Source organism: Paraburkholderia sp. (assembly GCF_035501035.1).
GTDB lineage: Bacteria > Pseudomonadota > Gammaproteobacteria > Burkholderiales > Burkholderiaceae > Paraburkholderia.
The window spans coordinates 1-14,308 of sequence record NZ_DATJWR010000395.1 but is presented as its reverse complement, the minus strand read 5'-3'; the positions used below and the strand labels follow the sequence as shown (position 1 = coordinate 14,308).

General features: G+C 66.6%; 15 protein-coding genes. 10 read left to right on the top strand and 5 right to left on the bottom strand.

The genetic code is table 11. The features are described from left to right. A partial coding sequence (locus VMJ11_RS28825) for a barstar family protein (RefSeq protein WP_325624121.1) occupies window positions 1-228 on the top strand: 228 nt, incomplete at its 5' end. 110 nt (window positions 229-338) lie between these two features. On the opposite strand, the gene VMJ11_RS28820 is transcribed toward VMJ11_RS28825, so the two are convergent. The 3 genes from VMJ11_RS28820 to speE all read right to left on the bottom strand — a co-directional run bounded on the left by VMJ11_RS28820 (window position 339) and on the right by speE (window position 2,483). Then, a complete protein-coding gene (locus tag VMJ11_RS28820) occupies window positions 339-1,079 on the bottom strand; it encodes a 16S rRNA (uracil(1498)-N(3))-methyltransferase (protein WP_325624120.1) in 741 nt (246 codons plus the stop codon). 19 nt (window positions 1,080-1,098) lie between these two features. Beyond that, window positions 1,099-1,512 (bottom strand): VOC family protein, encoded by a 414-nt coding sequence (locus tag VMJ11_RS28815; protein WP_325624118.1) that lies wholly within the window; start codon window positions 1,510-1,512, stop codon window positions 1,099-1,101. Window positions 1,513-1,619: 107 nt separating this feature from the next. Further along, window positions 1,620-2,483 (bottom strand): polyamine aminopropyltransferase, encoded by an 864-nt coding sequence (gene speE, locus VMJ11_RS28810; RefSeq protein ID WP_325624117.1) that lies wholly within the window; start codon window positions 2,481-2,483, stop codon window positions 1,620-1,622. Window positions 2,484-2,834: 351 nt separating this feature from the next. On the opposite strand from speE, the gene tkt reads away from it, so the two are divergent. Then, a complete protein-coding gene (tkt, locus tag VMJ11_RS28805) occupies window positions 2,835-4,877 on the top strand; it encodes a transketolase (RefSeq protein WP_325624116.1) in 2,043 nt (680 codons plus the stop codon). A 138-nt stretch (window positions 4,878-5,015) separates the two neighbouring features. Further along, window positions 5,016-6,026: a type I glyceraldehyde-3-phosphate dehydrogenase gene (gap, locus tag VMJ11_RS28800; protein WP_325624114.1), complete on the top strand. Its 1,011-nt coding sequence runs from the start codon at window positions 5,016-5,018 to the stop codon at window positions 6,024-6,026. Window positions 6,027-6,086: 60 nt separating this feature from the next. On the opposite strand, the gene VMJ11_RS28795 is transcribed toward gap, so the two are convergent. Continuing rightward, window positions 6,087-6,812 (bottom strand): FadR/GntR family transcriptional regulator, encoded by a 726-nt coding sequence (locus tag VMJ11_RS28795; protein ID WP_325624113.1) that lies wholly within the window; start codon window positions 6,810-6,812, stop codon window positions 6,087-6,089. A gap of 260 nt (window positions 6,813-7,072) precedes the next feature. Here VMJ11_RS28795 and VMJ11_RS28790 point away from each other — a divergent pair, with 260 nt between their 5' ends. The 3 genes from VMJ11_RS28790 (at window position 7,073) to VMJ11_RS28780 (ending at window position 10,039) form a co-directional block, all read left to right on the top strand. Next, window positions 7,073-8,416, top strand: coding sequence for a C4-dicarboxylate transporter DctA (locus tag VMJ11_RS28790; protein ID WP_325624112.1), 1,344 nt, complete (start codon window positions 7,073-7,075; stop codon window positions 8,414-8,416). Between the two features lie 77 nt (window positions 8,417-8,493). After that, on the top strand, window positions 8,494-9,513 hold the full coding sequence (gene alc / locus VMJ11_RS28785) for an allantoicase (protein ID WP_325624110.1): 1,020 nt from the start codon (window positions 8,494-8,496) through the stop codon (window positions 9,511-9,513). A 13-nt stretch (window positions 9,514-9,526) separates the two neighbouring features. After that, entirely contained in the window at window positions 9,527-10,039 is a 513-nt protein-coding gene (locus tag VMJ11_RS28780) for an ureidoglycolate lyase (protein ID WP_325624109.1), read from the top strand. Window positions 10,040-10,182: 143 nt separating this feature from the next. On the opposite strand, the gene fur is transcribed toward VMJ11_RS28780, so the two are convergent. Continuing rightward, window positions 10,183-10,611, bottom strand: coding sequence for a ferric iron uptake transcriptional regulator (gene fur / locus VMJ11_RS28775; RefSeq protein ID WP_325624108.1), 429 nt, complete (start codon window positions 10,609-10,611; stop codon window positions 10,183-10,185). Window positions 10,612-10,747: 136 nt separating this feature from the next. Between fur and bamE the strand changes: the two genes are divergently transcribed. From bamE to VMJ11_RS28755, 4 genes are all read left to right on the top strand, one after another. Continuing rightward, window positions 10,748-11,683: an outer membrane protein assembly factor BamE gene (gene bamE / locus VMJ11_RS28770; protein WP_325624107.1), complete on the top strand. Its 936-nt coding sequence runs from the start codon at window positions 10,748-10,750 to the stop codon at window positions 11,681-11,683. A gap of 152 nt (window positions 11,684-11,835) precedes the next feature. Next, window positions 11,836-12,633 (top strand): 4-hydroxy-tetrahydrodipicolinate reductase, encoded by a 798-nt coding sequence (gene dapB, locus VMJ11_RS28765; RefSeq protein ID WP_325624106.1) that lies wholly within the window; start codon window positions 11,836-11,838, stop codon window positions 12,631-12,633. Between the two features lie 72 nt (window positions 12,634-12,705). Further along, window positions 12,706-13,437, top strand: a complete 732-nt coding sequence (locus tag VMJ11_RS28760; RefSeq protein ID WP_325624104.1) for a MotA/TolQ/ExbB proton channel family protein — start codon at window positions 12,706-12,708, stop codon at window positions 13,435-13,437. A 96-nt stretch (window positions 13,438-13,533) separates the two neighbouring features. Continuing rightward, window positions 13,534-13,965 (top strand): biopolymer transporter ExbD, encoded by a 432-nt coding sequence (locus VMJ11_RS28755; RefSeq protein WP_325624102.1) that lies wholly within the window; start codon window positions 13,534-13,536, stop codon window positions 13,963-13,965. Window positions 13,966-14,308: the final 343 nt, after the last annotated feature.

The following is a 14,308-nucleotide window of genomic DNA, read 5'->3' as shown; positions in this document are numbered from 1 at the left end:
TTTCCGAAGCATTTCGGCAAGAACTACGATGGTTTGTACGACTGCCTGACCGATCTCGTGCAAAAGGCCGGCGAGCAGCCGGGCTTCGTGATCGTGCTCGAAGGGCTGCCGATCGCCCAGAAGTTCGACAAGGACGGGCGCGAAACGCTGCTCGACGTCTTCCGCGAAGCCTCGGAATACTGGGCCGAGCGCAAGGTGCCGTTCCGGGTTTTCTATTCGTTCGCCTGACGCCGGTCTGGCTTCGATGCCAGGCAGTCCACCGGCAATCGCACCACGCATTCCGTCGCATTCACGCGACAGAAAGCCGCAAGCCCGCCCTCCGGCGGGCTTTGTCATTTTTACCAGCCACCCCAGCGCGCGGCGAGCGCCGCGAGCACGGCGATGCCTGCCGTTTCGGTGCGCAGCACGCGTGGCCCGAGCCCCACGGCGATGAAGCCCTGGTCGAGCGCCGCGGCTTCTTCCTCGGGAGACAACCCGCCTTCCGGCCCGATCAGCACCGTCACCTCGCCCGAAGGCGGCTCGACTGGCAAGGCCGCAAACGATACGTCCGCGCGCGGCGAGAGCAGCACGCGCAACTCGCCCTCGCCCGGGCGCTTGGGCATGGAGCCGAGCCAGGCGGCGATTTCGCTCGCGGGGGCGACCTCGGGCATGCGGTTGCGCCCGCACTGTTCGCACGAGGACTGCACGATGCGCTGCCAGTGCGCCAGGCGGCGCACGGCGCGTTCGCCCGAGAGCCGCACGACGCTGCGCGTCGTGGTGAGGGGCACGAAGCGCGTCGCGCCCAGTTCGACGGACTTTTCGATTAGCCAGTCCATCTTGTCGCTGCCGGCAATGCCCTGTGCGAGCGTGAGCCGATAAGGCGGTTCGGCTTCGATATCCTGGTGCGGGCCGACGCGCACACGCGTCTCACGGCGTTCCATTTCGACAATCTCGGCGCTGTATTCGCCGCCCTGGCCGTTGAACAGCACGATGGTGTCGCCGGGATGCAGGCGCAGCACCTGAACGTGACGCGTAACCTCGTCGGGAAGGGTGAAGACGTCGTCGGATTGCAGGGAACTGCCGACGAAAAAGCGTGGCATAAGGCTATTTCTCATTGATTCAGGACAGGTGGCGAGCAAGCGCCCAGCGATAACCGTCGAGGTCTTCGACTTGCGCGAAACGGTCTCCCCAGAATTGATCCTGCGGCTCGCTCAGCGATCTGGCGCCGGCTTCGAGCGCCCGCGCGTGAACCGCATCGACATTGTCGACATACAGATAAAAGGACTGCGACGCGATGGCTTGCGCGCTCTTGGGCGTGCGCGCCGTCGATCCGAATGCGCCCTCCGGCGCAAACATCACGATCAGCTGATCGTGGTACGTCATTTCCACGTGCATGAGCGCGCCGTCGTCCTCAACGCTATCGCGAACGGCGAAGCCGAAGGCCGCCTCGTAGAAGGCCACCGAGGCGCGCGCATCGCGCACCGTCAGATACGGTGTCAGCCACGGCACGCCGGCGGGGCGGGGTGGGGTCATCGGGACTCTCCAGATTCGCAGTTCGGATGAGGCGCGGACCGCCGCTTTGAGCGTGGGCGCGCACGAAGAAAGCACATGGGGCCTGCCATTGTCCACGCACAGGCCCGCTAAAGCTTCAGATGTCCGGGTAGTTTATCGCGGGCAGTGAGCGGCGTTTTCAGCAGCGTAGCGTGCAATTGCGCGTCGTAGTAGCGCAATCCTTCGAGTTGGCGCTCGGCCATACGCGCTTGCAGCGTGGCCAGATCGGCACAAGCGGGGTCGAGCGAGTCGCTCGCGATGGCCATGAACCAGAGCGAGCCGTAGAGCGGCACATAGGCCGCAAGCGGCCGCACCACGGCGAAGGCCTGGTGCAGCGTGTCGAGCAACCGCCCCACACGCTCGGTGTGGTGGAACGGGGAGCCGAGATGCAGGGAGACGAGCGCGTCGGCGGTCATGACGCGTTTGAGCGCGGCATAGAACTCGCGCGTGTAGAGCCCGGCGGCCGGCGAATCCGGCGGCGTCAGGTCGAGCACGACGAGGTCGAAGCGTTCCTGCGTCGAGGCGACGAACGCCGCTGCGTCGCCGATGACGAGCTCCACGCGCGGATCCTCGAAGGCGTCGCCGCGCACTTGCGGCAGGTAGTCGCCCGTGAGCCGCACGACGTCGGGATCCAGTTCGGCCACGACGATGCGCCCGATGCCCGGGTGGCGCAGCAACTGGCGCGCGGCGCCGCCGTCGCCGCCGCCCAGCACCAGCGCGGCGCGCGGCGCCGGGTGGGTGAGCGCGGCCGGGTGCGTCATGCACTCGTGGTAGATGAATTCATCGCCGGCGGAGGTCATCGGGCGCCCGTCGAGCGTGAAGAGGCAGCCGAGCTGCGGCGTGTCCCAGACTTCGATGCGCTGCCATGGCGTATCGGCGCACGCGAGGCGCCGCGCGCCGGCGAAGCCGTAGAGCGCGTCGGCCGCGGGGTGAAAGAGGAGGGGGGCAGTCACGGAAGTCCTGGGCGCGGCGAGCGCGTCAAAGCATGCCAAAGTGCGCGAAAAATGGGGTCGACAGCCGCATTATAGGGGCCGCAGGTTCGATTCCGCCGGGGCGGCCAACACGCTTGCGCGGGCTGTCATCCTGGGCCTTACAGCCGGGGGGCGTCACCGCGATCTGCTAGAATATTCCGCTTTGCAGCCTCCTCCGTTTGCTCCGGCCGTTTCGCGTCTCCTGGCGCCGCATGTGCGCCCGAGCGGGCGATTGCCGAGCTTCCGGACCTCCGCGCTGCTGTGCGCGCCCGCCCGCTTTTACGTTTCGACGTGCGGCGCCCACGCCGCTTTTTGCACACTTCCGGACTCGACATGACGACCTCGTCCTCCGCCTCCCCCGCTACCACCAAGCTGATGGCCAACGCGATCCGCGCGCTGTCCATGGACGCCGTCCAGCAAGCGAACTCCGGTCACCCCGGCATGCCGATGGGCATGGCCGAGATCGCCGTCGCGCTGTGGTCGCGCCATCTGCGCCATAACCCGACGAACCCGCACTGGAGCGACCGCGACCGCTTCGTGCTGTCGAACGGCCACGGCTCGATGCTGCAGTACTCGCTGCTGCACCTGACCGGCTACGATCTGCCGATGGCCGAGCTGAAGAACTTCCGTCAGCTGCACTCGAAGACGGCGGGCCACCCCGAATATGGCATCACGCCGGGTGTCGAGACGACCACGGGCCCGCTCGGCCAGGGTCTCGCGAACGCGGTCGGCATGGCGCTCGCTGAAGCGCTGCTCGCGGCCGAGTTCAACAAGGCCGACGCGAAGATCGTCGATCACCACACCTACGTGTTCGTCGGCGACGGCTGCCTGATGGAAGGCATCTCGCACGAAGCCTGCTCGCTCGCCGGCACGCTCAAGCTCAACAAGCTGATCGCGTTCTACGACGACAACGGCATCTCGATCGACGGCGACGTGGTCAACTGGTTCCACGACGACACGCCCAAGCGCTTCGAAGCGTACGGCTGGAACGTGATCCCGCACGTGGACGGCCACGATGTGGACGCCGTCGACGCGGCCATCCTGAAGGCGAAGGCCTCGGACAAGCCCACGCTGATCTGCTGCAAGACGATCATCGGCAAGGGCGCGCCCACGAAGCAGGGCGGCCACGACGTGCATGGCGCGGCGCTCGGCGCGGAAGAAATCGCGCGTTGGCGCGAAGCGGCGGGCTGGACGTGGGAGCCGTTCACGCTGCCGCAGGAAGTCTACGCAGACTGGGACGCGAAGGCAGCCGGCGCGAAGCTCGAAGCCGCGTGGAACGATTCGTTCGCGGCGTACCAGTCGAAGTACCCGTCCGAAGCGGCCGAGTTCCAGCGCCGCATGGCCAGCAAGCTGCCCGCCGACTGGGCGCAGAAGGCGGCCGCCATCGTCGCCGGCGCGGATTCGCGCAAGGAAACCGTCGCCACGCGCAAGGCGTCGCAGCAGGCCATCGAAGGTCTCGCGGCGGCACTGCCCGAACTGCTCGGCGGCTCGGCCGACCTGACCGGTTCGAACCTCACCAACTGGAAGGCCTCGAAGCCCGTGCGCGCGGCCAAGCCGGGTGAGAGCGGCATCCAGTGGGGCAACCACGTCAACTACGGCGTGCGAGAATTCGGCATGAGCGCGGCGCTCAACGGCATCACGCTGCACGGCGGCTACAAGGCGTTCGGCGGCACGTTCCTCACGTTCTCCGACTACAGCCGCAACGCGCTGCGCATGGCCGCGCTGATGAAGTGCCCGTCGATCTTCGTGTTCACGCACGACTCGATCGGCCTCGGCGAAGACGGTCCGACGCACCAGTCGATCGAGCACGTCGCCAGCCTGCGCCTGATCCCGAACATGACGCTCTGGCGCCCGGCCGACACCGTGGAAACCGCAGTGTCCTGGACCGAGTCGATCGCGCACCACGGCCCGTCGTGCCTCGTGTTCAGCCGCCAGAACCTCGCGTTCAACGAGCGCACCGACGCGCAGATCGCCAACATCGCGAAGGGCGGCTACGTGCTCAAGGACTGGAACGACGATATCCCGAGCCGCAAGATCATCCTGATTGCCACGGGTTCGGAAGTGGAACTCGCGATGAAGGCCGTCGAGCCGCTGCAGCGCGCGGGCATCGGCGCGCGCGTGGTGTCGATGCCGTCGACCAACGTGTTCGACAGGCAGGACGCGGAATACAAGGAGCGCGTGCTGCCCAAGGGCGTGCGCCGCGTGGCGATCGAAGCCGGCGTGACCGACTTCTGGCGCAAGTACGTGGGCCTCGAAGGCGGCGTGGTCGGGATCGACACGTTCGGCGAATCGGCCCCGGCCGGCGTGCTGTTCAAGCACTTCGGCTTCACGGTCGATCACGTCGTGGAGACGGCCAGGGCCGCGCTCGACAACTAAGCATGCATTACGGGCCCGCTCGATCGTCAAGATCCGGCGGGCCCGTTGCCTTGAGCCTCTCGCGCAGGCCGCCCCAGCCAGCGAAGGCGCCCAACGCAGCACCGGTATCGGAATTTTTCAGCCATCAGGAGATAAACCATGACCATTCGCGTCGCTATCAACGGCTACGGCCGCATCGGCCGTAACACGCTTCGTGCTTTCTACGAGAACGGCAAGAAGCACGACATCCAGATCGTCGCGATCAACGACCTGGGTGACGCGAAGACGAACGCGCATCTGACGCAGTACGACACCGCCCACGGCAAGTTCCCGGGCGAAGTGACGGTGGACGGCGACTACCTCGTCGTGAACGGCGACAAGATCCGCGTGCTGGCCAACCGCAATCCGGCCGAGCTGCCGTGGGGCGAGCTGGGCGTCGACGTCGTGATGGAGTGCACGGGCTTCTTCACGACCAAGGAAAAGGCGAGCGCGCACATCAAGGGTGGCGCGAAGAAGGTCATCATCTCGGCGCCGGGCGGCAAGGACGTCGATGCGACCATCGTCTACGGCGTGAACCACAACGTGCTGAAGGCCGAGCACACGGTCATCTCGAACGCATCGTGCACGACGAACTGCCTCGCGCCGCTCGTCAAGCCGCTGAACGACAAGATCGGCCTCGAAACCGGCCTGATGACCACGATCCACGCGTACACGAACGACCAGGTCCTGACCGACGTGTACCACGAAGACCTGCGCCGCGCGCGCTCGGCCACGCACAGCCAGATCCCGACGAAGACGGGCGCGGCTTCGGCCGTCGGCCTCGTGCTGCCGGAACTGAACGGCAAGCTGGACGGCTACGCCATTCGCGTGCCGACCATCAACGTGTCGATCGTCGACCTGTCGTTCATCGCCAAGCGCGACACGACGGTCGAAGAAGTCAACGCGATCATGAAGGAAGCGTCGGAAGGCTCGCTCAAGGGCATCCTCGGCTACAACGACGCACCGCTGGTCTCGGTCGACTTCAACCACAACCCGGCATCGTCGACGTTCGATGCCACGCTCACGAAGGTCTCGGGCCGTCTCGTGAAGGTGTCGAGCTGGTACGACAACGAGTGGGGCTTCTCGAACCGCATGCTGGACACGGCAGTGGCATTCGCGAACGCGAAGTAAGCACGCCGCGCTCCATGAAGAAACCGCCCGGATAACTTCCGGGCGGTTTTTTTTTCGTCCTTACTTTTCTGTCGCGCCGAGCGGGGCGCCTGCGCGCGCGGGTGGCGTCGGGAAGTACACGCCCGCGCGCTGCGCCGCATTGGCGATGTGCGCCTCGATCGCTGCGCCGGCCGCCGCCGGGTCGCGGGCCTTGAGTGCGGCGACGATCAGGGCATGCTCGCGGTATGTGGAGAGCACGCGCTCGCGGCGATAGAACGGCATGCGCTGGCTTTCCTTCATGATCTCGGCGCTGCTGCGCAAGATCGACTCGATCGCCGCATTGCCCGCGAGATTCACGATGCGCATGTGGAACTCGAAGTCGAGCTGCGCGGCTTCGTCGAGCTCCTCGCAGGCGAGGGCGCTGTGCAGCGCCTCGGTGTTCGCTTCGAGCCACGCGATGTCCGCGTCGCCGATCGCGAGCGCCGCCATGCGCGCGGCGAAGCCTTCGAGCGCGTAGCGCATCTGATAGGTGTCCGGCAGCGACGACTGATCGGCGAAGCGCCACGGATGCGCGCTTGTGGCCTGTGCGCTCGTCACATACACGCCCTTGCCCGCGCGGATCGACAGCATGCCGAGCGCTTCGAGCGTCGAAAGCGCCTCGCGCAGCGACGCGCGGCTGATCGCCAGTTCCTCGGAGAGCTGCCGCTGCGCGGGCAGCAGGCTGCCGACCGGATACAGGCCGCCCTCGATCCGTTCGCGGATCGTGGCGACGGCGGCGTCAGTGACGGTGTGCGGAACGTTCTTCATTGAATGGCGCGGGGCGCTCGCGTGGTCTGACCGGTATTGTAGTCCTGACCGGCGCACCCGCATGGTGCACTGCGTCAATGCCCGGCCTTCACGCAAATCCTCAGCCTGCCGGCGCTCGCGAACTGGTCAGACCGCACAAGGGTAAACACCCCGCTCCGCGACCTTGACTCCGGTATATCGGCTTCCTACTATCCACCATAACGCTACTGGTCAGACCAGTCGGAACAGTTGCTTGCTCCCCTTGCTCACAGGAGAAAGTCGTGACGAAGTTCTTCAATTCGCTGTTTGGCCGTGTGGTGATCGCGCTTGTGCTGGGCATCGTCGTCGGCGCGGTGTTTCCCCATTTCGCGCAGTCGCTGCGGCCCCTCGGCGACGGTTTTCTCAAGCTCATCAAGATGGTGATCGGGCCGATCGTGTTCTGCGTGGTCGTGAGCGGCATGGCGCACGCGGGCGACCTCAAGAAGGTGGGCCGCGTCGGCCTGAAGTCCGTGGTCTATTTCGAGGCGATGACGACCATCGCGCTCGTGATCGGCGCGGTGCTCGCGTATGTCATGCGTCCCGGCGCGGGCATGAACGTGGATCTGCGTTCGCTCGACGCCGCTTCGCTCGCGACTTACACCGAGCACGCCAAAAGCCTGAAGGACACCGCCGGCTTCCTGCTCAAGATCATCCCCGACACGGCCTTCGACGCGTTCGCGAAGGGCGACATCCTGCAGATCCTCGTGTTCTCGGTACTGTTCGGCAGCGCGCTCTCGCTGCTCGGCCCGAAGGCGCAGCGCGTGAGCAGCCTCATCGACGAACTCGCGCAGGTGTTCTTCCGCGTGATGGGCTTCATCATCAAGCTCGCGCCGCTCGGCGTGCTCGGCGCGATCGCGTTCACGACCGGCACTTACGGCGTCGCATCGCTCAAGCAACTCGGGCTGCTCGTGATCGTGTTCTACGCGAGCTGCATCGTGTTCGTCGCGGTCGTGCTCGGCATCGTGATGCGGCTCGCGGGCTTCAACGTGTTCAAGCTGATCCGCTACCTGCGCGAAGAGCTCTCGATCGTGCTCGGCACCGCGTCTTCGGACGCCGTGCTGCCGCAGATCATGCGCAAGCTCGAATGGATGGGCGTGAAGGACTCCACGGTGGGCCTCGTGATCCCGACCGGCTATTCGTTCAACCTCGACGGTTTTTCGATCTACCTCACGCTCGCCGTGATCTTCATCGCGCAGGCCACCAATACGCCGCTATCCATGCACGATCTGATCGTGGTCGTGCTGGTTTCGCTCGTCACCTCGAAGGGCGCACACGGCATTCCCGGCTCCGCGATCGTGATCCTCGCAGCGACGCTCTCCGCCATTCCCGCGATCCCCGTGCTCGGCCTCGTGCTGATCCTGCCGGTGGACTGGTTCGTCGGCATTGCCCGTGCGCTCACGAACCTGATCGGCAACTGCGTCGCGACTGTCGTGGTCGCGGTGTGGGAGCACGACATCGACAAAATCCGCGCGAAGCGCGTGCTGAACCTCGACGAAGGCTTCCGCTACGTGCCGGCAGGCGCGGGCGAAGCCGGCGACGCGCACGGCGAAGACAGCGCGCTCGGCGGCAAGGCCGCCCATGCCTGAACCCGGGCGCACCATGCGCCACTTTCATTCGATGTACTGATCAACTCCACAGGGCAACTTCAGCGAACGACATCATCATGGCCATTCCGACTCTCGACCCGAACGCTCCCGCTTTCACGCGCCGCTACATGAACCTTGCCGATCCGCGCCTGGGCGCACGCGCACTCCATGCGAGCGACGAGTTCTTCGCGCCGAAGGAGCGCATGCTCGACCCGCAGCCGGCGGTTTTCATCCCCGGCAAATACGATGACCACGGCAAGTGGATGGACGGCTGGGAAACACGCCGCAAGCGCACGACGGGCTACGACTTCTGCGTGGTGCGGCTGGCGCGCCCGGGCGTGATCCACGGCGTGGATCTCGACACGAGCCATTTCACGGGCAACTTTCCGCCGGCGGCCTCGATCGAGGCGTGCTACGCGCAGGCGGGCGACGACGAAGCGCCCGGCGACAATGCCGACTGGCAGACCATCGTCCCGGCGACGACGTTGCAGGGCAATCAGCACCACTACATCGAAGTGAGCGATACGCGCGCGTTCACGCATCTGCGCGTGAACCTCTATCCGGACGGCGGCCTCGCGCGGCTTCGCGTGTACGGCCAGCCCCGGCGCGACTGGAGCACGGTGGAGCGCGGCAGCCTCGTCGACCTCGCGGCGATCGAGAACGGCGCGTATCTCGTCGCGGCCAACAACCAGCATTTCGGACTCGCCTCGACGCTGCTCATGCCGGGCCGCGGCGTGAACATGGGCGACGGCTGGGAGACGCGCCGCCGCCGCGAGCCCGGCAACGACTGGGCGATCGTGGCGCTCGCGCGCCCTGGCATCGTCCGCAAGATCGAAGTCGACACGGCGCACTTCAAGGGCAACTATCCGGACCGCTGCTCGCTCCAGGCGGCCAGCGTGACGGGCGGCACCGACGATTCGCTCGTCACCCAGGCGATGTTCTGGCCGGAATTGCTCGGCGAGCAGAAGCTCGAAATGGACCGGCAGCACGTGTTCGAGCACGGCGTGGCGGCGCTCGGCCCCATTACGCACGTGCGCTTCAACATCTTCCCGGACGGCGGCGTTTCGCGTTTGCGTCTGTGGGGCGAGCCCGTCTGAGCGAGGAGCCGCGATGCAGATCCTGCGCATGGAACCCTTGACGCGCGCGGCGTTCGCGCCGTTCGGCGAGGTCATCGAACTCGAAGGTGCCCGTCACTTCCCGATCAACGGTGGCACGACCGAGCGCTTTCACGATCTCGCCGCCATCGACGTGAGCGAAGCGGGCGGCCGGCCGATCGTCAGCGTGTTTCGCGCGCAACCACGCGCGTGGCCCGTCGAGATCGCGATGATGGAGCGGCATCCGCTCGGCAGCCAGGCGTTCGTGCCGCTCGATGCGGCCGGTTACGCGGTGGTGGTTGCGCCCGCAGGCGCATTCGATCCGGCGCAGATGCGCGCGTTCTGGGCTGAGGGCGGGCAGGGCGTCAATTACGCCAAAGGTGTCTGGCACCATCCGCTGCTTGCGTTTGGCCGCGTGAGCGACTTCGTGGTGATCGATCGCGGCGGCTCGCAGCCGAACTGCGACGAAATCGCGCTCGATGAACCCTGGCGGCTCGCCCACGCCGACACGCGCTTCGCGCTCGCTTGAGGGCCGGCCGGGCTCACTTTGCCGCCGGCTTCGCGCGCCCTTCTCGAACCTGTGTCCCAAACGAAAACGCCACGGCAGATTTGCCGTGGCGTTTTCGTGCGTGAGTCGAGCGGTGCGTGGCAGGTTGCGCGCCACCCGGCCGGTCAATGCTTGCGGTGCGGGCAGTTTTCCTTCGTGCAGGCGCCGTAGAGCGCGAGCGCGTGTTCCTGCAGCTTGAAGCCGCGTTCGTTGGCGATCATCTGCTGACGCTTTTCGATTTCAGGGTCGAAGAATTCTTCGACTCTGCCGCAATCGAGGCACACGAGGTGATCGTGGTGGCTGCCTTCGTTGAGTTCGAAGACTGCCTTGCCCGATTCGAAATTGCTGCGCGTGAGCAGCCCCGCCTGCTCGAACTGCGTGAGGACTCGGTAAACGGTGGCGAGGCCGATGTCCAGCTCCTCGTTCAACAGGTTGCGATAGACGTCTTCGGCAGTCAGGTGACGCACCGCGCTGTGCTGAAAAATCTCCAGAATCTTCAGGCGAGGTAGTGTCGCCTTGAGACCGATGTTCTTGAGATCGGTTGGATTGGTCATGACGATTAGTCCCTGGAGTACAATGCTAGGTTCTTATGTTAATGCGTTTTTGCCGTTCCGGGCATTTTCGGCAGAACTTCGAACGATCTTCTACAGAATACGCGCGGCTTCGCGGAAAGCCCGCACGGTGAGGGAAATGATTCCAGAATTCACAACGATCGGCCGGCGCATGCACGGCGGCCGCCTGGCGTGCACCCTGCTGGCTGCGGCCGCGTTCGCGGCTCTCGCCGGTTGTTCCACTTACGACAGCCTGACGCAGCGCGTCGCCCAGAGCATCACGCCTTACCGCATCACCATCGTGCAGGGCAACTTCGTTTCGGCGGAAGCCGCAGCGCAGATGCGCGTGGGCATGTCGCGCGCCGAAGTCAAGCAACTGCTCGGCACGCCGCTCCTCACCGACATGTTCCACGCGAATCGCTGGGACTATGTCTTCTACTTCAAGCGCGGCTCGACTTCGGTCGTCCAGCAGCGCGATTTCGTCGTGATGTTCGAAGGCGATCGTGTCGCGAGCTGGTCGGGCGGCGAAGATCTGCCGTCGAACCTCGAACTGCTCGCCGAAATCGACGGCGACCGCAGTGGCAAGAAGGTCACGGCCGTTGCCGCCGCGCCGGCTTCAGGCGCTTCGGCGGCCACGGCCGCGCAGGCTTCGAGCGCGACCGGCCCGAGCGTCGGCGACACGGCGCGCACGCCGTCGTCGGATCTCGGTGCGGCGACCAGCGCGCTGCCGCAGGACGCGAACGCACAGGCGGCGGCCGCCGCGAACCGCGCCACCGAAGCCGTGCAAACGCCAGCCGCCTTCACGCCTTCGGTGCGCGCGGGCAACCCCACTTCGTCTGCGCTGCCGCAGAACGTCGGCACGATGCCGCAGCAGGTTCAGCTGCGCCGCCCGCCGCCGCCGCAAATCCAGGGCGCGCCGCAGCCTAACCCGGTCGGCCCGGCCGCCGGCGCACAGGGTACCGGCGACACGAACGCCGCGCCGCCGCCGCCGGCGCAGGATAGCTCGCTCGCGGCGCCGCCCACGGTGCCCGCAACGCCGTCCGGCGCTTCGGGCGCGGCTGCGTCCGGTAACTGAGCGGGGAACACGAGCGGCTGCACGCAGCCGCTGTACAGCGGGGCGTGGTGCGCGCGGCGCGCCACGCGTCGAGCCGGCGGCTTCGGGCCGCCGCGTTTTTTTGGGCGGCGGCGCGTGGCGCCCCGGCCAGCGACACATTGGCAGGAACACTCATGAAAATCGCAATCGCCGGGGCATCGGGCCGCATGGGCCGCATGCTCATCGAAACCGTCCTCAATTCGCCGGGCGTCACGCTCTCGGGCGCGCTTGCGCGCAAAGGCTCGTCGGCCATCGGCCAGGACGCCGGCGCGTTCCTCGGCAAGGAAACCGGCGTGCGCATCACCGACGACATCGAGCAGGTCTTCGCGCAAAGCGACTGCCTGATCGACTTCACGCGCCCCGAAGGCACGCTCGCGCACCTCGAGGCGGCACAGCGCCACGGCGTGAAGATGGTGATCGGCACGACCGGCTTCGACGCACAGCAAAAGGCGCAGCTCGGCGCAGCCGCGCAGCAGATCGCCATCGTGTTCGCGGCGAACATGAGCGTGGGCGTGAACGTCACGCTCAAGCTGCTCGAATACGCGGCGCGCTTTTTCGAGACGGGCTACGACATCGAGATCATCGAGGCGCACCATCGCCACAAGGTCGACGCCCCCTCGGGCACCGCACTCGCGATGGGCGAGGCCGTGGCGCGCGCGCTCGGCCGCAATCTCGATGAGTGCGCCGTGTATGGCCGCGAAGGGGTGACCGGCGAGCGCGATCCGTCGACGATCGGGTTTTCGGCGATTCGCGGCGGCGACATCGTGGGCGATCATACGGTGCTGTTCGCGGGCATCGGCGAGCGCATCGAGATCACGCACAAGTCCTCGAGCCGCCTGTCATACGCGCAGGGCAGCGTGCGCGCCGCGCGCTTTCTGCAGGACAAGGCGAACGGCCTGTACGATATGCAGGACGTGCTCGGCCTGCGCTGAGCGCTTTTTCCCGTTTTCCACGGCCCGGCAGCGGTTCACGCACGGCGCCGGACAGACAGCGAGCGAGGTCCGATGGCAGCGGGTACCGGAGTCATTCACTATCTGCAGACGAGCGATGCGGTGACACACACGGTGGCGTGGGTGTTGCTGGCCATGTCGATCGCGAGCTGGTGCTTTCTCATCGTGAAGAGCTGGATTCTGCTGCGTGCGAAGCGGCAGGGGCCGCGCGCGGTCGCGCGCTTCTGGCAGGCGAGCTCGCTTGCGGAAGGCGTCGCCGCCATGCGCGCGGTCGATCGCGAGCGCGTGTTCCTGCCGCTCGCGCAGGCTGCGCTCGCCGCCGAGGAACTCGAGGCGCCTGGCCTCATGCTCGCGCGCGTGGAGCGCGGCGAGCGCGTGCTGCGCGCGTTGCGCGGTGCGTTGCAGGCCTCGCAGCGGCGGCTCGAGTTCGGGCAGGTGCTGCTCGCCTCCGTGGGCAGCACGGCGCCGTTTGTCGGGCTGCTCGGGACCGTGTGGGGCATCTATCACGCGCTCGGCAGCATCGCCGCGAGCGGGCAGGCCATGATCGAGAACGTGGCCGGGCCGGTGGGCGAAGCGCTCATCATGACGGCCTTCGGCCTCGTCGTCGCGATTCCTGCGGTGCTCGCCTATAACATCCTCGGCCGCCTCGTGCGGCAGCTTTGCGACGATCTCGACGGCTTCGCGCACGATCTGCACGCTTATGCCTGCGCACCCGAGGGCGCACCGCTGCGCCGCGAAGGCTCGCAGGGCGCGCTGCGCGAAGGCATGCGCGCGGAGTCGCCCTGAAGGGCAAATCCAGGGCAACTCAAAAGGCAACCAAAGGCCACCTAAAGGCCAACCATAGGCCAACCAAAGGGCGCCCGAGCGCAAGGAGCAACGCGAATGGCATTCGGCGGACTCGAAAAGAAGCGCGATTCGGCACCGATGTCCGAAATCAACATGACGCCGCTCATCGACGTCATGCTGGTGCTGCTCGTCCTCTTCATCATCACCGCGCCGCTCTTTACGCATGCGATCCGGCTCGATTTGCCGAAGGTCGCCGCCGAACCCGCGCAGCAGACCGCGCAGACCGTCACGCTCTCCATCGACGCCGCTGGCAAGCTCTACTGGAACGCTCAGCCCATCACGCTCGACGAACTGCGTGCGCGCTTCAATGCGGCGGGCAAGGCGCCCGAGTCCCAGCAGCCCGAGTTGCAACTGCGCGCCGCGCGCGAAACCCATTACGACGCGATCGCCCAGGTGATGGGCGCCGCGCAGCAGGCCGGTCTCTCACGCCTGGGTTTCGTGACCGAGCCGCCGGCGGCCGGGCACTGAGCACGCGCCGCGCAGTCGCCGGCAGGAACGGACAGGCCCGGCGTGCCTCGCCCGCAGCTGCCGGTAGAGGCGTGCACAGGCTTGGCGCGCCGGCCGCCCGGCCCGATCCCACGAGCAGCACCGCGCCGGCCCGGTGCGCAGCCCACCCGTCCACTCGCGGCAGCAAGGAACAAGCCGGAGCAAGCCTGAACACGCAGCCCCGGCGCTGCACGAAAGCGCGGCTCACTCGACGGTATAATCAACGTTTCCTTTAAAAATCGGGTCCAGCGAAACCGCCGCAACCTGCCGGTATCGTGAACGGCCGGCCCGGTGCATCCGGCACCGAATCCGCCCGATCCTGCGT